Annotated in this window: 18 protein-coding genes; 14 read left to right on the top strand and 4 right to left on the bottom strand. The window is 71.2% G+C overall.

Annotated elements, in window-relative coordinates:
• The first annotated feature begins 251 nt into the window (after positions 1-251).
• Positions 252-1,655: an NYN domain-containing protein gene (locus IEZ03_RS14860; RefSeq protein ID WP_184878989.1), complete on the top strand. Its 1,404-nt coding sequence runs from the start codon at positions 252-254 to the stop codon at positions 1,653-1,655.
• 101 nt (positions 1,656-1,756) lie between these two features.
• Positions 1,757-2,392 carry a tetratricopeptide repeat protein gene (locus IEZ03_RS14855; protein ID WP_229808288.1) on the top strand — a complete coding sequence of 212 codons (636 nt, stop codon included), beginning with the start codon at positions 1,757-1,759 and terminating at the stop codon, positions 2,390-2,392.
• A gap of 27 nt (positions 2,393-2,419) precedes the next feature.
• Here the strand turns inward: IEZ03_RS14855 and IEZ03_RS14850 are convergent, their stop codons facing one another.
• Positions 2,420-2,944, bottom strand: coding sequence for a hypothetical protein (locus IEZ03_RS14850; RefSeq protein WP_184878985.1), 525 nt, complete (start codon positions 2,942-2,944; stop codon positions 2,420-2,422).
• A gap of 89 nt (positions 2,945-3,033) precedes the next feature.
• On the opposite strand from IEZ03_RS14850, the gene pyrE reads away from it, so the two are divergent.
• The gene (gene pyrE, locus IEZ03_RS14845) at positions 3,034-3,570 is read left to right on the top strand and encodes an orotate phosphoribosyltransferase (protein ID WP_184878982.1); all 537 of its coding nucleotides are present in this window, start codon (positions 3,034-3,036) and stop codon (positions 3,568-3,570) included.
• Positions 3,571-3,595: 25 nt separating this feature from the next.
• On the opposite strand, the gene IEZ03_RS14840 is transcribed toward pyrE, so the two are convergent.
• Complete coding sequence (locus IEZ03_RS14840; protein WP_184878980.1) at positions 3,596-4,006, bottom strand: RodZ domain-containing protein; 411 nt, start codon at positions 4,004-4,006, stop codon at positions 3,596-3,598.
• Between the two features lie 81 nt (positions 4,007-4,087).
• Positions 4,088-4,807, bottom strand: a complete 720-nt coding sequence (locus IEZ03_RS14835) for a DedA family protein (RefSeq protein WP_184890254.1) — start codon at positions 4,805-4,807, stop codon at positions 4,088-4,090.
• A gap of 180 nt (positions 4,808-4,987) precedes the next feature.
• Between IEZ03_RS14835 and fbaA the strand changes: the two genes are divergently transcribed.
• From fbaA to IEZ03_RS14805, 6 genes are all read left to right on the top strand, one after another.
• A complete protein-coding gene (gene fbaA / locus IEZ03_RS14830; RefSeq protein ID WP_184878978.1) occupies positions 4,988-6,010 on the top strand; it encodes a class II fructose-bisphosphate aldolase in 1,023 nt (340 codons plus the stop codon).
• 101 nt (positions 6,011-6,111) lie between these two features.
• Positions 6,112-6,561, top strand: a complete 450-nt coding sequence (locus IEZ03_RS14825) for a winged helix-turn-helix transcriptional regulator (RefSeq protein WP_184878976.1) — start codon at positions 6,112-6,114, stop codon at positions 6,559-6,561.
• Between the two features lie 49 nt (positions 6,562-6,610).
• Positions 6,611-7,219: a GNAT family N-acetyltransferase gene (locus IEZ03_RS14820; protein WP_184878973.1), complete on the top strand. Its 609-nt coding sequence runs from the start codon at positions 6,611-6,613 to the stop codon at positions 7,217-7,219.
• A 61-nt stretch (positions 7,220-7,280) separates the two neighbouring features.
• Complete coding sequence (locus IEZ03_RS14815) at positions 7,281-7,700, top strand: DUF3151 domain-containing protein (RefSeq protein ID WP_221480509.1); 420 nt, start codon at positions 7,281-7,283, stop codon at positions 7,698-7,700.
• Positions 7,701-7,841: 141 nt separating this feature from the next.
• The gene (locus tag IEZ03_RS14810) at positions 7,842-9,125 is read left to right on the top strand and encodes an adenylosuccinate synthase (RefSeq protein WP_184878969.1); all 1,284 of its coding nucleotides are present in this window, start codon (positions 7,842-7,844) and stop codon (positions 9,123-9,125) included.
• 1 nt (position 9,126) lies between these two features.
• Positions 9,127-9,963, top strand: a complete 837-nt coding sequence (locus IEZ03_RS14805; protein ID WP_184878966.1) for a glycerophosphodiester phosphodiesterase family protein — start codon at positions 9,127-9,129, stop codon at positions 9,961-9,963.
• Between the two features lie 204 nt (positions 9,964-10,167).
• On the opposite strand, the gene IEZ03_RS14800 is transcribed toward IEZ03_RS14805, so the two are convergent.
• Positions 10,168-11,250, bottom strand: coding sequence for a magnesium and cobalt transport protein CorA (locus tag IEZ03_RS14800; protein WP_184878964.1), 1,083 nt, complete (start codon positions 11,248-11,250; stop codon positions 10,168-10,170).
• Between the two features lie 324 nt (positions 11,251-11,574).
• Here IEZ03_RS14800 and purD point away from each other — a divergent pair, with 324 nt between their 5' ends.
• The 5 genes from purD (at position 11,575) to IEZ03_RS14775 (ending at position 19,229) form a co-directional block, all read left to right on the top strand.
• The gene (gene purD, locus IEZ03_RS14795; RefSeq protein WP_184878962.1) at positions 11,575-12,810 is read left to right on the top strand and encodes a phosphoribosylamine--glycine ligase; all 1,236 of its coding nucleotides are present in this window, start codon (positions 11,575-11,577) and stop codon (positions 12,808-12,810) included.
• 216 nt (positions 12,811-13,026) lie between these two features.
• Positions 13,027-14,337: an adenylosuccinate lyase gene (gene purB / locus IEZ03_RS14790; RefSeq protein WP_184878960.1), complete on the top strand. Its 1,311-nt coding sequence runs from the start codon at positions 13,027-13,029 to the stop codon at positions 14,335-14,337.
• A 28-nt stretch (positions 14,338-14,365) separates the two neighbouring features.
• Entirely contained in the window at positions 14,366-15,148 is a 783-nt protein-coding gene (locus IEZ03_RS14785) for an MOSC domain-containing protein (RefSeq protein ID WP_184878958.1), read from the top strand.
• Positions 15,149-15,470: 322 nt separating this feature from the next.
• The gene (murA, locus tag IEZ03_RS14780) at positions 15,471-16,757 is read left to right on the top strand and encodes a UDP-N-acetylglucosamine 1-carboxyvinyltransferase (RefSeq protein ID WP_184890253.1); all 1,287 of its coding nucleotides are present in this window, start codon (positions 15,471-15,473) and stop codon (positions 16,755-16,757) included.
• Between the two features lie 1,143 nt (positions 16,758-17,900).
• Positions 17,901-19,229, top strand: coding sequence for a transcriptional regulator (locus IEZ03_RS14775; RefSeq protein ID WP_184878956.1), 1,329 nt, complete (start codon positions 17,901-17,903; stop codon positions 19,227-19,229).
• Positions 19,230-19,262 lie beyond the last annotated feature (33 nt).

The following is a 19,262-nucleotide window of genomic DNA, read 5'->3' as shown; positions in this document are numbered from 1 at the left end:
CCGCGAGCCGCCCCTTCCCGTAAAGATCATGGAGAACCACAGGGCCGGCCGGAAAAGGCTGGTAGCGTCCGCCGCGGCTCCCGAGATCTTTGTTACCGGGGAGTCGCCAACCGGCGGCCTGCCATGAAAGAGTGGCGAATCACCGTATTGGCCTACCGGGCTTACGTGCTTCACTACGCTATAGGCGCCCGCGGACAGTACGCCGGTTGAGCACGCTGTGAGCTCCCGTGTTTGAGGAAGGGCGGTGTCGCATGGATCGCTGCGCGCTGTTCGTAGACGCCGGCTACCTGCTGGCCGACGGCGCGATGGCGGTGCACGGCACACGCCACCGCGACACCGTCTCGTGGGACTTCGGCGGCCTCCTGCAGCTCCTGGGCAACCTCTCCAGGGAGCGCACGGGCATGCCGCTGCTGCGCTGCTACTGGTACGAGGCGACCGTGGAGGGCCGCCGCTCCCCCGAGCACGACGCGCTCGCCGACCTGCCCGGCCTCAAGCTGCGGCTCGGCCGCATCCGCCCCGGCCGCCGCGAAGGCGTCGACTCCGAGATCCACCGCGACCTGATGACCCTCGCCCGCAACGGCGCGCTCACCGACGCCGTCCTGGTCAGCGCGGACGAGGACCTCGCCCAGGTCGTCGCCGACGCGCAGGACCTCGGCGTCCGCGTCACCGTGGTGCACGTCGCCGTCGACGGCAACTGGACGATCTCCCGGGTGCTGCGGCAGGAGTGCGACGACCTCATCGAGATCGGCGCCGGCCACCTGCGCCCGTACGTCAACCTGCTCACCGGCGTGGACGGCACCGCCGGCTCCTCGCTCGGAACGAGCCCGCTGTCCAACGGGCACGGCACCAACGGCCACGGCGGCGCGCTCGGCCCCCTCCAGACGACCTCGCACAACGGGCCGCCTCCGGCGTCCCCGCTGAGCCAGCCGCCGGTGCCGTCGGCGCCGTCGGTCCGCGACCTCGGCCCGGCCATGACCGGCAACGTCGGGCCGGGCGGCTCCGGCTCGGGCGGGGGAGGCACCGGCCCGATGCCGCTGCCGGGCAGTTCGGGCGGCGGCGGCTCCTCCTACGGTTCGAGCGGGCCCTCGTACGGTTCGGGCGGCTCGTCGTACGGCTCGGGCGGGTCCTCCTACAACACCGGCGGGCACCAGGCGAACCTGCAGCCCGCCGCGACCCCGCCGGGACCGTCCTCCACGCAGGCCCCGCCCTCCCCGGCCCCGGCTCCCGCTCCGGCGCCGCCCGCGCCGGCGCCCCCGCAGCCGCAGGTCCCAGGCCCGCAGTACTCCTCGTCGCCCGTCCCGGCGCCGTCGCCGCCGCCCCCGCCGCAGACGATGCCGTCGGGCGGCCACCAGACCGGCCCCTACACCGGCCCGCAGCAGGTCTCGCACGTGCCCGCGCAGCAGAACGCCCCGACGCTGGCGGACGCGGTCAAGGCCGCGCACCAGGAGGGCCAGGACTTCGGCGAGTCCGTCGCCCGCGACGCGCCCGCCCTGTGGCTGGAGGCCGTCCTCGCCCGCAAGCCGCGGATGCCGTCCGACCTGGAGGCACGGCTCCTGCAGGGGTCCTCGCTGCCCATCGACTTCCTGCTGCACGACGAGGTGCGCCACGCGCTGCGCCGCGGCTTCTGGGACGCCCTAGAACGTTCCCGCCGCTGATACGGGCATCCGCGCAGGTCAACTGACAGGTACGCACCGGTATCACGCGATCATCCCCGATTCGGCCGCTTCGGCCGTGCGGCGACGGGTAGCGTTGAAGCGTGACGCATGTGACGGAAGACGATCTCGACGACCTGGAGTTCGACACCCTGCGCACCGGCGATCACATCTCGGCGGCACGCCGGCTCGCCGAGCTGGCCGAGTCGGTGTCCGGCGGGGTGTCGCGCGCCAACGTCCTGCTGCGCGCGGGTGAGCAGTGGCAGCACGCCGGCAACCACGCCAAGGCCGCCGAGTTGTACCGCCGGGCGATGGAGGACGGCGGGGAGACCTACGGCGACCCGCGCGCCTACCTCGCGGACGCCCTGTTCGAGCTGGGCCGCGCCGAGGAGGCCCGCACGCTCGTCGACCAGATCCGCGCCGACAAGCCGCGCGACCCCGAGGTGTACCGCGCGGTCGCGGAGGTGCTCTACGCCCAGGGCGACGCGACCGGCGCCCACGAATGGGCGACGAGCGGCGCCGACGTGGTCCTCGCCCTGCGCGAGCGCGCCGGTGTCGGCAGCGGCGGGGGCGGTGGTGGTGGCGGTGCCGCGGAGCTGATCCCGGGCCCGGACGACGTCAACATCGCCGAGGACAGCCTCGAAGCCCTCCTTCGCCTCCGCTACCGCGCCCGCATCGACCTGGGCCGAGGCGAGGACGACTACGACGCCCTCCTGGACGACCTGCTCAAGAACGGCTGACCCCGCGCTACCCCGGTGGGGTGGCGGCTACAGCAGGGCGACCAGTTCGCTCAGGGACTGGGCCACGGCGGCCGGTGGTTCGTGTTCGGTCACGGGCCAGCCGCGCAGCCGAGCCTCTCTAAGCGCCTCCTCGTGCTTGGAGGAGGCGACCCTGTCCGCATGGGTCCGGAGGTAGCCGCAGGGCGCCTCCGGCCAATCTGGGGGCATCGGAAGCTCATCGTGGGGCGATCCCTCGCCGTGGAGGTGCAGCGGCCGCGGGAGGTCGGCGTCCACGAACACGTATCCGCCCACCGAGCGGTGCGCGGCGCGCTGGGCCAGCGAGACGCCGGGCAGCAGCGGGCCGGCGTCGCCGTGGGCGACGAGGACGAGCGGGGCCACCGGATCGGTCGCCGCGATGATCAGCGAGGCGCGGGCGATGTAGCGGGGCCCGGTGTCGGCGACGTCCGGCGCGACGACGTCCAGGCCGTACGAGCGGAGCATCTCCGGCAGATCGCCCCACGATTTCGCGTCGGCGCCCGGCGCGTGCAGCAGGACCAGCGTTCCCGGCGTCATGTCACCCCCCACGGCACCGTACACGGCGGGCGCGGGCGCCGGACGCGGGGCGAAGGAGGCGGGTGGGCGCGGGTGAATAGGGTCGTGGCGTGAGCGATCGCCAAGAGCTGCTTCAGATGATCAAGGACAAGGCCGTGGTGCACGGGGACTTCGTGCTGTCCTCGGGTAAGCGGGCGTCCTGGTACGTGGACCTGCGCCGGGTGACGCTGGACGGGACCGCGGCTCCGCTGGTGGGGCGGGTCATGCTGGACGAGACCGCCGACCTGGACTACGACGCCGTCGGAGGGCTCACGCTCGGCGCCGACCCGGTGGCCGCCGCGATGCTGCACGCGGCGGCGGCCCGCGGCCGCGCGCTGGACGCGTTCGTCGTCCGCAAGGCCGGCAAGGCCCACGGGCTGCAGCGGCGCATCGAGGGCCCGGACGTCGCGGGCCGCCGGGTGCTGGCCGTCGAGGACACCTCGACCACCGGCGGGTCCGTGCTCACGGCCGTGGAGGCGCTGCGGGAGGCGGGCGCGGAGGTCGTGGCGGTCGCGACGATCCTGGAGCGCGGCGCGGCCGGCCGCATCGCCGAGGAGAGGCTCGCCTACCGGCACCCCTACGACGTCACGGACCTCGGCCTCTCCTGAAAAGAACGCAGTCGGTCGAGCGCGGTCAGGAGCGTTCGCCGACGAACCACTGGCCGCGCTGCCCGTTCGGCTTCCGCGGCTGCTCCTCGCCGTAGATGGTCACCTGCAGTGAGCCGCCGTTGGTGGCGACGACCTGGAGGGGCGCCTCGTCGTACTGGAGGATGTCGCCGCTGCTGAGCTGGCCGTTGGTGAGCACCTTGCCCTGGGCGTCGGCGACCCGGACCACGACGGTGGTGGGCTGGCCGATCACGCGGATCACGAGGGGGACCGCCGACTGCGGCGAGGTGGCGTTGTTGGTCGGGGATGGGTCGCCCCCACCCCCGCCACCACCGCTCTCCTCGCCGGACGGCGTGCCGGAATTGACCGGGCCCTTCTGTTCGGGCTCGCCGGATATCGCGTCGACCAGAGCCATGGCGCCCACGACGAGAAGTGCCAAGGCGGCCACCACGGCAACGACCGCGATCAGAATGCGCGCGAGACCCCTAGGGTCCGACCGATGACGTCCCACATGGGGAGGTTAGCGATAACTGTCACCGCTGAGCGACGGACGTGACTCTTCGGGGCCATTCTTATTCGGACCCTGGTCCGATTTGGGCCCGCCCTTCATCACCTCACGGATGATCGGGATGAGCGAGAGCAGCACGATCACCACGACACCGGGCAGGATGTAGGACTCGATCTCCGGCACGTTGGCGCCGAGGAAGTGACCGAGCAGGAACAGCGACTCCGTCCACAGGACGCCGCCGACCGTGTTCCAGACGAGGAACTTGCGGCGGTCCATGCCGAGCATCCCGGCGAGCGGGTTGAGGAACGTCCGCACGATCGGGATGAACCGGGCCAGGACCACCGCCTTGGCGGGGCCGAACCGGTTGAAGTAGTACTCGGCCTTCTCGACCCACTCCTGCCGGAAGATCCGGGAGTCGGGGCGGTCGAAGAGCCGGCGGCCGTACCGCTCGCCGAGCCAGTGGCCCGTCTGGGCGCCGGCGATGGCCGCGATCGGACCGCCGATCATCAGCCAGGTCAGCGACAGCGGCTGGAACTCCTGCCCGTTGACGGTGGAGACCGCCGTCAGAATCCCCGCCGTGAACAGCAGCGAGTCACCGGGTAGCAGGCAGCCGAACAGCAGTCCGGTCTCGGCGAAGATGATGGCGATGACGCCGATCGTCGCGAATGTGCCGAAGAGCTGCAGCCAGGCGGTCGGGTGCAGCCACTCGGTGATACTGAGGGGAAGGGTCATGAGCTCCACACGGCGAGCGTACCTTTCCACACGCTCGGAGAAGGCGGGATACTGATGGTGGACGGCATGCCCGACCCGGAATTCGTGTGGCCGGGCGCTCACCCCGGGTACGTGGACGACCGGGTGCTTCCGCCCGGCCGGATGCCCACCGGCACCGACCCATTGAAAGGACGCTGATCAATGCCCATCGCAACGCCCGAGGTCTACGCGGAGATGCTCGACCGTGCGAAGCGCGACGGCTTCGCGTTCCCCGCGATCAACGTGACGTCCAGCCAGACGCTGAACGCCGCGCTGCGCGGCTTCGCCGAGGCGGAGAGCGACGGCATCGTGCAGGTGTCCACCGGGGGCGCCGAGTACCTCTCGGGCTCCACCGTCAAGGACATGGTCACGGGCGCGACCGCGCTGGCGGAGTACGCCCGGGTCGTGGCCGACAAGTACCCGGTGAACATCGCCCTGCACACCGACCACTGCCCCAAGGACAAGCTGGACGGCTTCATGCGTCCGCTGGTCGAGATCTCGCAGGAGCGGGTGGCGCGCGGCGAGGAGCCGCTGTTCCAGTCGCACATGTGGGACGGGTCCGCCGTCGAGCTGCACGAGAACCTGCGGATCGCGGAGGAGCTCCTGGAGGAGTGCGCCAAGGCCCGCATCATCATGGAGATGGAGATCGGCGTCGTCGGCGGCGAGGAGGACGGCGTCGCCCACGAGATCAACGAGAAGCTCTACACGACGCCGGGTGACGCGCTCGCGACCGCCGAGGCCGTCGGCGTGGGCGAGAAGGGCCGCTACATCCTCGCCGCGACGTTCGGCAACGTGCACGGCGTCTACAAGCCGGGCTCGGTCAAGCTGCGTCCCGAGGTGCTCAAGGAGATCCAGGAGGCGGTCGGCGCCGAGTACGGCAAGGAGAAGCCGTTCGACCTGGTGTTCCACGGCGGATCGGGCTCCTCGCTGGAGGAGATCCGCGAGGCGGTGTCGTACGGCGTCATCAAGATGAACATCGACACCGACACCCAGTACGCGTTCACCCGCCCGGTCGCCGACCACATGTTCCGCAACTACGACGGCGTGCTGAAGGTCGACGGCGAGGTCGGCAACAAGAAGCAGTACGACCCCCGCTCGTGGGGCAAGGCCGCCGAGACGTCGATGGCCGCGCGCATCGTGCAGGCCGCGGAGAGCCTCCAGTCCGCGGGCCAGAAGCTCAAGTAGCGGAGGAACCGGCGGGGCCGGGCGGCGCGGCGCTCGATTCGGCGAGCGCCGGGCCCGCCCGGCCTCCTGGGTTGCTTGACGAAACCACGTAGGCTGGCGGTGTGGCACTGCCCCGCACCTACGAATCGCAGAACTGCTCGATCGCCCGGTCGCTGGAGGTCGTCGGCGACCGGTGGACACTGCTCGTCATCCGCAGCGCCTTCGAGGGCGTGCGGCGCTTCGACGACTTCCAGGACGCGCTGGGCGTGGCGCGCAACGTCCTCACCGACCGGCTGAACCGGCTGTGCGAAGAGGGGATCATGCGCCGCGTCCCGTACCAGGAGCGCCCGGAGCGCTTCGAGTACCGGCTCACCCGCAAGGGCGTCGAGCTCTGGCCGGCGATGATGACCCTGCTGATGTGGGGCGACCGCCACTACGCCCCCGACGGCCCGCCGCTGATCGTCGGGCACCGCGGCTGCGAAGGCGGCCTGACGCCGCAGTTCACCTGCGACGTCTGCGGCGTCTCCCTCGGCCCGTCCGACGTGGAACCGCGCCCCGGCCCGGCCGCCTGAGGAAAAAATAGGGTTGCTTCACGCAACTTTCTGCGGTCCAATAAGTTGCATGAAGCAACTCGATGTGCGCAGCGCGGCCCACATTGACCCGGCGCTGGACGATCTCCGGATCCGCCCGTACGGGATCACCGACCACGACCGCGTCCACCGGATGTCGGAGCGGCTGTCGTCCGCCAGCCTCTACACCCGGTTCTTCTCGGGCACGCCCCGGCTCCCCGACCACTACGTCGGCCTGCTCGACGGGCTCGACCACTGGGACCGCGACGCCCTGGTCGCCCTGGACGGCGACGACATCGCCGGCATCGCCGAGTACGTCCGCGACAAGAAGCGGCCCTGGCGCGCCGACATCGCCGTCCTGGTCACCGACCCCTGGCAGCGCCGCGGCCTCGGGTCCGTCCTGGTCGGCTGCCTCACCGAGCTCGCCGGACGGCGCGGCGTCACCGAGTTCGACGCGGACGTCGTCCTCGAGAACCGGCCGGCGATCCGCTTCGTCCACCACGGCTGGCCCGCCGCCCGCTCCACCACCGAGGGCGGCTCCGCGCACTTCCGGCTGCCGCTCGCGGCGATGGCCGCAACCGGCACCGCCGCGGCGGCGACGGCGAATCCGGCGGTCCGCACGCGCTCACCGCATTGGGGCGCCGAGCGAACCAACTCCTGACGCGGCCGCGACGGGCGCCGGTCCGACCCGGGGTGGGGGCACGGCGTCCGGGCTGCTTACGATGAGGCGCATGACCCAGAACCTGCTCGGTGGGCCTCCTCCGACCGAACTCCCGGACAACAACGAAGCCCGGACGGCGCTGGAGAACGGCATCGACCCGTTCGAGGTCGCCGCGCGCCACCCCGACTACACCGGCGCGTGGGCCGAACTGGCGGACCGCGCGTTCGCCAACGGCAGCGTCATCGACTCCTACGCCTTCGCCCGCACCGGCTACCACCGCGGGCTCGACCAGCTCCGCCGCGCCGGCTGGAAGGGCCACGGCCCCGTCCCCTGGGAGCACGAGCCCAACCGCGGCTTCCTGCGCGCCCTGCACGCCCTCGGCCGGGCCGCCGCCGCCATCGGCGAGGACCACGAGGCCGAGCGCTGCAAGACGTTCCTCCGCGACAGCAGCCCCACCGCGGCGGACGTCCTGACGAGCTGACGGACCGGCGAGCCGATCGAGCGTTCCGCGGGAGGTGAGGTGCGGTTTCCTCAGCTTCCGCGGAAAGGTAGGCTTTGATCGCAAGAGGCCCCATCGCTACTTGCGGCGACAGGGGCCTTCGTCGTGGGAAGGGAAAGTGGCATGCCTGCCATCGTTCTGGTCGGGGCGCAGTGGGGAGACGAGGGCAAGGGCAAGGCCACGGACCTCCTCGGCGGGGACGTCGACTACGTCGTCCGCTACCAGGGCGGCAACAACGCGGGCCACACCGTCGTCATCGGCGACAAGAGCTACGCGCTCCACCTGCTGCCGTCCGGGGTGCTGTCGCCGGACGTCGTGCCCGTGATCGGCAACGGCGTGGTGATCGACCCGGCCGTGCTGCTGGGCGAGATCGACGGCCTGCGGGACCGCGGCATCTCCTGCGAGCGCCTGCTGATCTCGGCGAACGCGCATTTGATCATGCCGCACCACCGGGCGCTCGACAAGGTCACCGAGCGGTACCTCGGCAAGGCCCGGATCGGCACCACCGGCCGCGGCATCGGCCCCGCCTACGCCGACAAGATCAACCGGATGGGCATCCGCGTCCAGGACCTGTTCGACCCGAACATCCTCACGCAGAAGCTCGACCTGGCGCTGCGCGAGAAGAACCAGGTCCTCACCAAGGTCTACAACCGGCGCCGCATCGACACGGGGCCGATCGTCCAGGAGTACCTGACCTACGGCGAGCGGCTCAGGCCGTTCGTCGCCGACACCGCGACCGTCCTGAACAAGGCCCTGGAGGACGACAAGGTCGTCCTGCTGGAGGGCGCCCAGGGCACGCTGCTGGACATCGACCACGGCACCTACCCCTTCGTGACGTCGTCCAGCCCGACGGCGGGCGGCGCGTGCGCGGGCTCCGGCGTCGGCCCGACGAGGATCACCCGGGTGATCGGCATCATCAAGGCGTACACGACCCGTGTCGGCTCTGGACCGTTCCCCACCGAGCTGCTGGACGAGCAGGGCGAGTACCTGCGCAAGGCCGGCGGGGAGTACGGCGTCACCACGGGACGCGACCGCCGCTGCGGCTGGTTCGACGCCGTCATCGCCCGCTACGCCACCCGCGTCAACGGCATCACGGACTACTTCCTCACGAAGCTGGACGTCCTGTCCGGCCTGGAGCGCGTCCCGGTGTGCGTCGCCTACGAGATCGACGGCCGGCGTGTGGACGAGTTCCCCATGACGCAGACCGAGTTCCACCACGCCAAGCCCGTCCTTGAGTACCTGGACGGCTGGCAGGAGGACATCACGGGCGCCAAGACGTTCGAGGACCTCCCGGCCAACGCGCAGGCGTACGTCCGCGCTCTTGAGGAGATGTCCGGCTGCCGCATCTCCGCGATCGGCGTGGGCCCGGGGCGCGACCAGACGCTGTCTCTGCGGTCGCTGGTCTGACGTGGTCGAAGTCCACGGCCACCGGGGAGCGCGTGGTCTCCGCCCGGAGAACACGCTCCCCGGCTTCGCCCACGCCCTGGAACTGGGCGTGGACGCGATCGAACTGGACGTGGGCATGTCCGCCGACGGCACGGTCGTCCTCAACCACGACCAGACGCTGTCCCCGGTGAACCTGACCGACACCGCCCCCGCGTGGCCTGGCGACCCCGCCTTCCCCTACGTCGGCAAGCGCATCCGCGACCTGACGGCCGCGCAGCTACGCACGCTCGACGCGGGCTCCCGCCGCCACGAGGCGTTCACCCAGATCCCCGTCCCCGGCGCGGCCATCCCGACGCTCGCCGAGACCTGCGCCCTGCTGGCCCCCACGGGCGTCACACTGGCCGTAGAACTCAAGACCGACCCCGGCTGGCCCGTCGAGGCCGTAGAGCGCCTCACGGCCGCTGTGACGGCCGTGCTGACGTCCGCGGGCGTGACCGGCCGCTCCAGAATCCTCGCCTTCGACTGGCGCGTCCTGACCGAGGCCGCCCGCAGCCATCCGGAGTTTCCCCGGGTGGCCCTGGTCGAGCGCAAGACCCTCGCCCCGACCACCCGCTGGCTGGCCGGCCTCCCCGCTGACGACCCCGTGTCCGCCGCCGCGAAGATCGGCGCCGACTTCCTGTCACCGGAACACGTCCTCACCACCCCGGAACTGGTCGACCAGGCCCACTCGCACAACCTCAAGGTCGCCGCCTGGACGGTCAACACCCCAGAAGAAGCAACTCGCCTGATCGACTACGGCACAGACGCCCTGGTCACCGACTACCCCGACCGCCTACAGCACCTACGCAAACCCGCCTGATTCCAGACGCGCCGACCTCAGCCACCACAGCAACCCCGCAACAACCTCAACGCCTGCGATCGCGTCCGAAGGCAGGTTTCGAGCGAAGCAAGAAACCTGATCGCGCAGCGAGCCGCTAGGCGAGCCGGAGCGATGCAGCGATCGCACGCATTGCCCGCCGAAGGGAGGGCCCCCAGGGCCCGACCGCCAAGGGCAATGCAATGATCACAGCCAGCCGTTGCGGCGGAAGCCCCGGTAGAGGGAGAAGCAGGCCAGGCCGATGACGCAGAGGATCATCGGGTATCCGTAGCGCCATTCGGTCTCGGGCATGAAGTCGAAGTTCATGCCGTAGACGCCGGCGATGGCGGTGGGGACCATGAATATGGCTCCCCAGGAGGAGATCTTCCGCATGTCCTTGTTGTCGGCCACGGTGACCTGGGTCATGTGGGCCTGGAGGATGGGGTTGAGGAGCTCGTCGTAGGACTCGACCTGCTCGCGGACGCGGGTGAGGTGGTCCTCGACGTCGCGGAGGTACTCCTTTATCTCCGCCGGGACGAAGCGGCGGCCGGAGAGGTTGCGCAGCGGGCCGGCGAGGGGGCCGACGGCGCGCTTGAGCTGGATGACCTCGCGCTTGAGGCGGTAGATGCGGCGGGACTCGTCGGTGCGCTCGGGGGAGAAGACGGCCTCTTCGACCTCGTCGATGTCCTCCATGACGGCGTCCGCCACGCAGACGTAGCCGTCGACGACGCGGTCGGCGACGGCGTGCACGACGGCGGCGGGGCCGAGCGCGAGGCGTTCCGGCTGCTTCTCCAGGTCGCGGCGGACGGGGGTGAGCTCGCCGTGGGCGCCGTGCCGGACGGTGACGACGAAGTCGGGGCCGCAGAACAGCATGATCTCGCCGGTCTCGACGACCTCGGCGCCGCCGGGCCCGCTAGCGACGTACCCGACGGTCTTCATGACGACGAAGTGGACGTCGTCGTAGCGCTCCAGCTTGGGCCGCTGGTGGGCGTGGATGGCGTCCTCGACGGCGAGCGGGTGGAGGCCGAAGACCTCGGCGAGGTCGGCGAGTTCGGTGGCGGACGGCTCGTGGAGGCCGACCCAGACGAAGCCGGCGCTCTCCCCCTCGGGGACGAGGCGGCCGTCGCGGATGAGGCGGACGGCGTCGGCGACCGTGTCGGTGGAGACGCGGTGCCCGTCGATGTAGGCGGCCCAGTCGATGACGGCGGAGCCGCGGTGCGGCGCCTGGACCCCGGTGGGCCGGCGCGTCTTGAACAGGACGCGGCTCGGGCGGACTCGTGTCATGGCCATGAGGTGCTCCTAACCCGCCGGCCACGCACGTAGCGCGCGCTCAACCCCGGCTGGTCAGCGAAGGGAGCGCGCGAAGTCGATGGCCGGGCGCCAGACGGAGGCGGACGGTCGGACAGTCCGGTTCGGACTGTGAGGGTTTTCCGGCGAACCGCAAGGATCACCAGGACTCATCCCGACCACCTCCTTTCACACCTCGGTCAAGCCGGTGGCAGCCTATCAGCCGACATTTGGGACGCCGCCCGGAACCGATATGTTCGCTGGTCCCCGGCGTGAGCGCGGTCACCCGGCGGCCGGGCGCGCCGGCGCCCAGTATGCTCGCGTGACGTGCGAGTACTCGTCCTTGGATCGGGTGGCCGCGAGCATGCGCTCGCCCGCGCCCTGCACCGCGACCCTGCCGTCACCGCCCTCCACTGCGCCCCGGGGAACCCGGGCACGGCCGAGATCGCGGACAACCACCAGCTGGACCCGACCGACGCGGTCGCGGTGACCGAGCTGGCCGGGCGGCTCCGGGCCGACCTGGTGGTCGCGGGCCCCGAGGCGGTGCTGGTCGCGGGGGTCGGCGACGCGCTGCGCAAGGCGGGGTTCCCCTGCTTCGGGCCCGACCGCGCCGCCGCCCGCATCGAGGCGTCCAAGGCGTTCGCGAAGGAGATCATGGCGAAGGCGGGGGTCCCGACCGCCGACGCGCGGATCTGCGAGACCGCCGCGGCGGCGGACGAGGCGCTGGACTCCTTCGGCCCGCCCTACGTGGTGAAGGACGACGGCCTGGCCGCGGGCAAGGGCGTCGTCGTGACCGGGGACCGCGCCGCCGCGCACCGGCACGCCACCTCGTGCGAGCGCGTCGTGATCGAGGAGTTCCTGGACGGCCCCGAGGTCTCCCTGTTCGCCCTGTCCGACGGGCAGCACGCCGTTCCGCTGCTCCCCGCGCAGGACTTCAAGCGCGCCTACGACGGCAACGACGGACCCAACACGGGCGGCATGGGCGCCTACACGCCGCTCCCGTGGGCACCGCCCGGCCTGGTGGACGAGGTCATGTCCACGGTCATCCAGCCCACCGTGGACGAGATGCGCCGCCGCGAGATCCCCTATGTCGGTGTCCTGTACGCGGGGCTGGCGCTGACGTCCAAGGGTGTGCGGGTCGTGGAGTTCAACGCCCGGTTCGGTGACCCTGAGGCCCAGGTCGTCCTGGACCGCCTGGCCACACCCCTGGCGTCGCTGCTGCAAGCCTGCGCGATCGGTGGCCTCGACCCGCGGTTCCGCCCGGAATGGCGTCCCGGCGCGGCCGTCACCGTCGTCCTGGCCTCGGAGGGTTACCCGTCCGCCCCGGTGAAGGGCGACGTCATCACCGGCCTGGACGAGGCAGCCAAGGTCGATGGCGCCTACGTCCTCCACGCGGGCACGAAGCTGGACGCGGACGGACGCCTCGTCGCGAACGGCGGCCGCGTCCTCAACGTCGTGGGCACCGGCCCAGACGTACCCACCGCCCGCGCCACCGCCTACGAGGCCCTGTCCAACATCACCCTCCGCGGCTCCCACCACCGCACCGACATCGCCGCCCTGTAACGAGCCGCCCGCCAACGTGACCACACCGGCCACTGCCGCAGCCACGCACTAAGCCCAATCGTCGCGATCGCGTCCGAAGGCAGGTTTCGAGCTTGCGAGAAACCTGATCGCGCAGCGAGCCGCTAGGCGAGCCGGAGCGATGCAGCGATCGCACCGCGGTGCCGCCGAAGGAGGGCCCCCCAGGGCCCGACGCCCAGGCAACGCAATAATGAGCAGGTGATTGAGCGCTACACCCTTCCGGAGATGGGGCGCGTCTGGAGTGACGCGCACAAGTACGAGCTGTGGTGCCGGGTGGAGGTCCTCGTCGTCGAGGCCCACGCGGAGGCCGGCACGATCCCGCCGGAGGTGGTGGAGCCGGTGCGCAAGGCGCCGCCGCCGACGCCGGAGGCGGTGCACGAGATCGAGGCGGTCACGCAGCACGACGTGATCGCCTTCCTTTCGGCGTGGGCGGACAACACCGAGCCCCGCGAGGCCGCGCGGTACGTCCACTTCGGCATGACGTCGTCGGACCTGCTCGACACCGCGCTCGCGCTGCAGCTCGTCGAGGCGACCGACATCCTGCTAGCGAAGGCCGACGCGCTCGTGGCGACGCTGCGGGACCACGCGCTGGAGCACCGGGCGACGCTGCGGGTCGGGCGGACGCACGGCATCCACGGCGAGCCGGACGTGTGGGGGCACCGCGTCGCGGACTTCGCGTTCGCCATGGCCCGCTCCCGCGACCGGCTCCGGCGCGCCCGGGAGGCCGTCGGCGTGATGGCGATCTCCGGCGCGGTCGGGACGTACTCCAACATCGACCCGGCGGTCGAGCTGCACGTCGCGCGCAAGCTCGGGCTCCGGAGCGCGGACGTGTCGACGCAGGTCGTGATGCGCGACGGGATCTCCGAGTGGGTGTCGGCGCTGGCGATCATGGCGACGGTGTGCGAGGCGGTCGCGCTGGAGGTCCGGCACGGGCAGCGCACCGAGGTCCGCGAGCTGTGGGAGCCGTTCGGCAAGGGCCAGAAGGGCTCGTCGGCGATGCCGCACAAGAAGAACCCGATCATCTCCGAGCGGCTGGCGGGGATGGCGCGGATCGTGCGGGCGCAGATCGTGCCGGTGCTGGAGGGCATCCCGCTCTGGCACGAGCGGGACATCTCGCACTCGTCCACGGAGCGGATCGCGCTGCCGGACGCGTCCATCGCCCTCGACTACATGCTGAACCTCACCAATCGCCTCATGTCCGGACTTGTCGTGGACGCGGAGCAGATGCGGGCCAACCTCGACTCGACCGGCGGCCTCATCTACACCTCGACCGTGCTGCTGGAGCTGGTCGAGGCGGGCATGTCACGCGACGACGAGGCATACCCGCTCGTCCAGAAGGCCGCGATGGAGACGTGGGAGAGCGGCACGCCGTTCCGCGAGACGCTCCGCAAGCACGCCGCCGAGGCGGACCTCGCGCTGGACGAGGCGCGCCTGGATGAAGTGTGCCGCCCCGAGCGTTTCGTCGAACGTCTCGGCCCGGTGTTCGACCGCCTGGCCGAACTCCGCTGATTCCTGCGCCGGCCCCACGGGAGGGACCTTGACCGCGACCCTGATCGAGCTGAACATCTACCCCTTCAAGAGCGGCGGCCGTACCTCCCTGCGCAGCGCCGAATTGCTGGCCACCGGCCTGCGCTACGACCGCGAGTTCATGCTCGTCACCCCCGAGGGCCGCTTCCTGTCGCAGCGGGACCACGCGGAGATGGCGCTGCTGCGCCCGTCCTACGACGGCGAGATCCTCACCGTGCGCGCCCCGGACGTCCCGGCGCTCGTCCACAAGGCCACGAGCGACGGCGAGGTCCGGGACGTGACCCTCGCCCGCTCGGAGTGCCAGGGCGTCGACCAGGGCGACGAGGCGGCCGCGTGGTTCTCCGACCTGCTCGACCGGGACTGCCGGCTGGTGCGCTTCACCGGCCACCGGCCCACGAGGCGCGGCGGCGGCGAGGTGATGTTCGCCGACGGCTACCCGCTGCTGCTGATCTCCGCCGAGTCGCTCGCCGACCTCAACGGCCGCCTGGCCGAGCCGCTGCCGATGACCCGGTTCCGACCCAGCCTCGTCGTCGAGGGGCTCGGCGCGTTCGGCGAGGACTCCGCGCGGCTGCTGCGCGTCGGCGAGACCGTCATCGAGGCGGTCAAGCCGTGCAGCCGCTGCATCATCACCACCACCGACCAGGACACCGCCGAGCGCGGGCGCGAGCCGCTGCGGACGCTCGCCACCTACCGCACCCGCGACCGCGGCATCCAGTTCGGCCAGAACTGCGTCCCCCGCTCCCTGGGGACGCTCAGGCTGGGCGACCGGGTCGAGGTCCTGGAGGCGCTCTGACGGGACGCGGCGGGGCGCCGGGCAGGGCTCTCCGCGCCGTCCGAGGCTGCCCGAAGATCACCGTAGACTGCGTCCTGTCGGCACGCCGCCCCCTACGCTCACCTTGGGAATTCCCTTCGGGAGGCGAACCTTCGGGGCGTTTCGCGTGTCTCAACAAACAGACCGACGTCACCGTGGCTCGGGCGGGTAATACACGTCCGTGCCGATGGTTTACTGGGGCCGCGTTGGCGCAGAGGGGGGACACCGCTCGGCGCGCTCGGCCCTCGTGCTCCCACTTGACGGCACGTTTCCGCACCCGAGAAGGAGATCAGGCGGCATGAGCATGGGCCACGAGGTTCGGTACCGCGTGCGCGGGGGCCGGCAGCTGCACGGCACCGTATTCATCCAGGGCGCGAAGAACGCCGTCCTGCCGATGATCGGCGCCTCGCTGATGGCCGCCAAGGGGCGGACCGTGCTGCGCAACGTCCCGATCATCGAGGACGTGCGGCGGGCGGTGGAGCTCGCGCGGGCCCTGGGGGCGAAGGCCGAGCTGCACGAGACCGAGCGCACCCTGGTGATCGACGCGTCGTCGCTGAGCAGCCCCGTGCTGCCCGCGGAGATCGCGTCCCGGTTCCGCGGATCGTTCCTGTTCGTCCCGGCGCTGCTGCACCGCCTCGGCGAGGCGGTCATCGAGGGCGTCGGCGGCTGCAACCTCGGCAGCCGCAACCTCGACTTCCACTACAACGGCTTCAAGCGGATGGGCGCCACGGTCACCGAGCACGTGGCCGACAACGGCGACGGCATCATCCACATCAAGGCCGGCGACCTGCGCGGCGGAACGCTCTACTGCGACACCCCGTCGCACACCGGCACCGAGAACCTGATCATGGCGGCGGCGCTGGCGCACGGCACCACGCTGATCAAGAACGCGGCGCTGGAGCCCGAGGTGCTGGACAACATCGCCATCCTGCAGGCGATGGGCGCCAAGATCGGCGGCGGCGGCACCGGGTTCATCACCGTCGAGGGCGTGGACGAGCTGACCGCCGTCGAGCACACCGTGATGCCCGACCGGATCGACGCCGGCGTCTTCGTGATGGCCGCCGCGATCACCGGCGGCGACCTCAGCCTCGTCGGCGCCAGCCTGGAGCACCTCGGCGTCGCCGCCGACAAGCTGGAGCAGATGGGCGTCGACTTCAACCAGCAGGGCGCGGTGCTCCAGGTCCGCCGCGAGCGGACGCTCCGCCCGATCAACGTCATCACCGACGAGTACCCCGGCTTCGCCACCGACCTGCAGTCGCCGATCATGGCGCTGTCCTGCCTGGCGGAGGGCCCGTCCTACATCTACGAGCGCATCTTCGACGGCCGGTTCAAGCTGGCCGACGAGCTCGGCAAGATGGGCGCCGACATCGAGGTGGACGGGAACCGCGCGAAGGTGAACGGGCCGGGCGCCCTGCGCGGCGCCGAGGTCGAGGCGCACGACCTGCGCTGCGGCAGCGCGCTGGTGCTGGCCGGCCTCGCCGCCGAGGGCGAGACGACGATCACCTCCGCCTACTACCTCGACCGCGGGCACGCGCACACCGCCGAGCGGCTCTCCCAGCTCGGCGCCGAGATCGTCCGCGAGGCCGACTAGCCCGCAAGTGCCCGCCCGCAAGAGCCCGCCCGCACTTGCCGGTTCGCACTTGCCGGTTCGCACTGCAACCGCACGGAGCCGTCCGGAGCCGTCCCGCACCGGGACATCCGGACGGCTCGATTCGGCCGATTGTGGCCCCGTCCTGACCAACTTTGACGTGCCGCCTGACGAGCGCTGTAACGCGAAGGCGGGAAGCGTCGCGGCAGGGAGTTACGAATCGGTTACGCAGCGCTTCCCAGTAGCGCCCCGCACGGCGTCCTGACAATCTGCTGAGCTGGGAAGTAAACCGGTGGAACGGTCCGCTTCGGCCGGACCGTAAGCCGGTGAAAATTCACCGTCAGTGATCACCGGCCCTGGAACAACGGATCACTCGTCTTTCCCGGCGGCACGGCAGCGGGACGGACGAGCCACCGCCCGCTGGTAAACCAAACGCATCCCGAAGGGGTCTCTCTAGTGCGCGAGAGCGCCGCGAGGGACCCCTTCGGGTGTTTTCGGGTCTTGTTTTTCAACTTCGGACACCCGAAGATGCAGGATCAAGGCTGGCCGAATGGTGACAAATTACTGACCAGGGGGTCCCGTAGGTTACTTTTTCGCCGCACTCTTGATTCGATTTCGCGTCTGGGTGTCACACATCGCCGCCCCGACCCGATCTGCCAGCAGAAGGGTTCTCCCGCTCTGGCCGGCGGGCGGGGGTGACGAGGAAGTCCTCTCCGCTGTCAAGAAGCGGAAGGGGCTTGCGGGAAGGCCTCTTCCGCTGACGGATGGCGGGCGAGGCTGAAGCAAGAAGGTCTCTTCCGCTGAAGGGCGGCGGGTGGGGGCTGAGGCAAGAAGGTCTCTTCCGCTGTTGGGTGGCGGGTGGGGGCTGTGGCAAGAAGGTCTCTTCCGCTGTTGGGTGGCGGGTGGGGGCTGTGGCAAGAAGGTCTCTTCCGCTGTTGGGTGGCGGGTGGGGGCTGTGGCAAGAAGGTCTCTTCCGCTGTTGGGTGGCGGGTGGGGGCTGTGGGAAGGCGGATCGCACGGGAACTGCGGTGCTGGGCAGAAGGCAGGGCGACAAGCCATGAGTCAACCGTTAGGCGGAGCGTGCGCGAACGCGTGGTCGGGGTCGGACCCCCGCCGAGAGGATGGACCGGAAGCGAGCGATCATCGATGACGGCCGCACGAACGGGATCGGTCACCCCCGACCTCACGATCGGCGTCGTAGGCCCGCATGACCTGGTCGAAAGGGTCATGCTCATGGGCCACGGCCCCACGCCGGTACCGAGCCGGCTGGTGGCCGCCGCATACCGAGACGAACAGGAGGCGGCCGACAAGGTCGTGCGGCTGGGATCGGGCGTCGACGTATGCCTGTTCGCCAGCCCCGTCCCCTACGACTTCGCACGCAAGGCGGGCGTGCTGACCATGCCGGCGACGTACGTCCCGCTGAACGGTGCCGCCCTGCAGGGCGCCCTGCTGCGGGCGTCCCTCGACGACCGCTTCGACCCGGCCAGGGTGAGCATCGACGTGCTCGGCCGCGCCGAGGTCGAGGAGGCGTACTCCGAGATCAGCCTGGGCACCGAGCAGGTCCACCTGCGCGAGGAGGCCGCGGGCCCCGGCACGCTCGCCGCCTTCCACGAGCGGCTGTGGCGGCGCGGCGCGACGACCGTCGCGATGACCTGCGTGCACGCCACCGCGGAGCGGATGGAGATGGCCGGCGTGCCGACGCTGCGGGTCCGCCCGACCGGCGCGGCGATCCGCAGCTCGCTGCAGACGGCGGCGCTGCTCGGCGCGCACCACCGGCTGGAGGAGTCGCAGCTCGTCGTGGTGCTGGTGGACGTGCCGACGCTGCGCGAGACGCCGCGCCGCGTCACCCCCCGGTACTGGCGCGACGAGCTGAAGCTCGCACTGCACCGGGTGCTGCTCCAGGAGGCGCACCGGATGAACGCGTCGGTGTGGCCGCTGGACGACCACAGCTACCTGGTCATCGCGACGCGCGGCTCGGTCACCGCGTCCACCGAGGGGTTCCGGACGCCGCCGTTCGTCGAACGCGTCCGCGAGGAGCTCGGCCTCGCGATCGAGGTCGGCATCGGCATGGGCCGCACCGCGCACGAGGCGGAGAACCACGCCCGCGCCGCGCTGGCCCGGTCGCAGAGTTCGCAGCGGGCGCAGGGCTTCGCCCTGGACCGCGACGGCCGGGCACTCGTCCCCGCGCCGCGCACCCCGCCGCGGACGCCGCCGCAGGCCAAGCCCAAGGGCCTGGAGATCCTGGCGCGTCTCGCCGACAAGCTCGGTGACCAGGAGCAGCCGCTGATCGTGGACGCGGAGAACGCCGGCAAGATGCTCGGCGTCACGCCCCGCACGGCCCGCCGCCTCCTGCGCACCCTCGTCGAGGAGGGTCTCGCCTGGCCGCTGCCCCCGAACCGGACACCGCAGCCGGGCCGCCCCCGGCAGCTCTACCGCCTCATCGTCGAGAAGCTGGGGCCCGCGAAGACCGGCTGAGCGCACCGCCGTCCCCGGTGCCGGACGCCCCGG

Origin of the sequence: Actinomadura livida, assembly GCF_014648675.1 — a bacterium.
In the GTDB taxonomy this organism is placed as follows: domain Bacteria; phylum Actinomycetota; class Actinomycetes; order Streptosporangiales; family Streptosporangiaceae; genus Spirillospora; species Spirillospora livida.
The sequence above is the reverse complement of the archived record's forward strand: the minus strand, read 5'-3'. Positions and strand labels throughout refer to the sequence as shown.

Coding starts and splice junctions, on each gene's coding strand:
- IEZ03_RS14860 (WP_184878989.1), top strand. CDS start 252: ATGGATCGCTGCGCGCTGTTCGTAGACGCCGGCTACCTGCTGGCCGAC.
- IEZ03_RS14820 (WP_184878973.1), top strand. CDS start 6,611: ATGAAGCAACTCGATGTGCGCAGCGCGGCCCACATTGACCCGGCGCTG.
- IEZ03_RS14775 (WP_184878956.1), top strand. CDS start 17,901: ATGACGGCCGCACGAACGGGATCGGTCACCCCCGACCTCACGATCGGC.
- IEZ03_RS14810 (WP_184878969.1), top strand. CDS start 7,842: ATGCCTGCCATCGTTCTGGTCGGGGCGCAGTGGGGAGACGAGGGCAAG.
- murA (WP_184890253.1), top strand. CDS start 15,471: ATGGGCCACGAGGTTCGGTACCGCGTGCGCGGGGGCCGGCAGCTGCAC.
- IEZ03_RS14835 (WP_184890254.1), bottom strand. CDS start 4,807: ATGACCCTTCCCCTCAGTATCACCGAGTGGCTGCACCCGACCGCCTGG.
- fbaA (WP_184878978.1), top strand. CDS start 4,988: ATGCCCATCGCAACGCCCGAGGTCTACGCGGAGATGCTCGACCGTGCG.
- IEZ03_RS14800 (WP_184878964.1), bottom strand. CDS start 11,250: ATGGCCATGACACGAGTCCGCCCGAGCCGCGTCCTGTTCAAGACGCGC.
- IEZ03_RS14815 (WP_221480509.1), top strand. CDS start 7,281: ATGAGGCGCATGACCCAGAACCTGCTCGGTGGGCCTCCTCCGACCGAA.
- IEZ03_RS14850 (WP_184878985.1), bottom strand. CDS start 2,944: ATGACGCCGGGAACGCTGGTCCTGCTGCACGCGCCGGGCGCCGACGCG.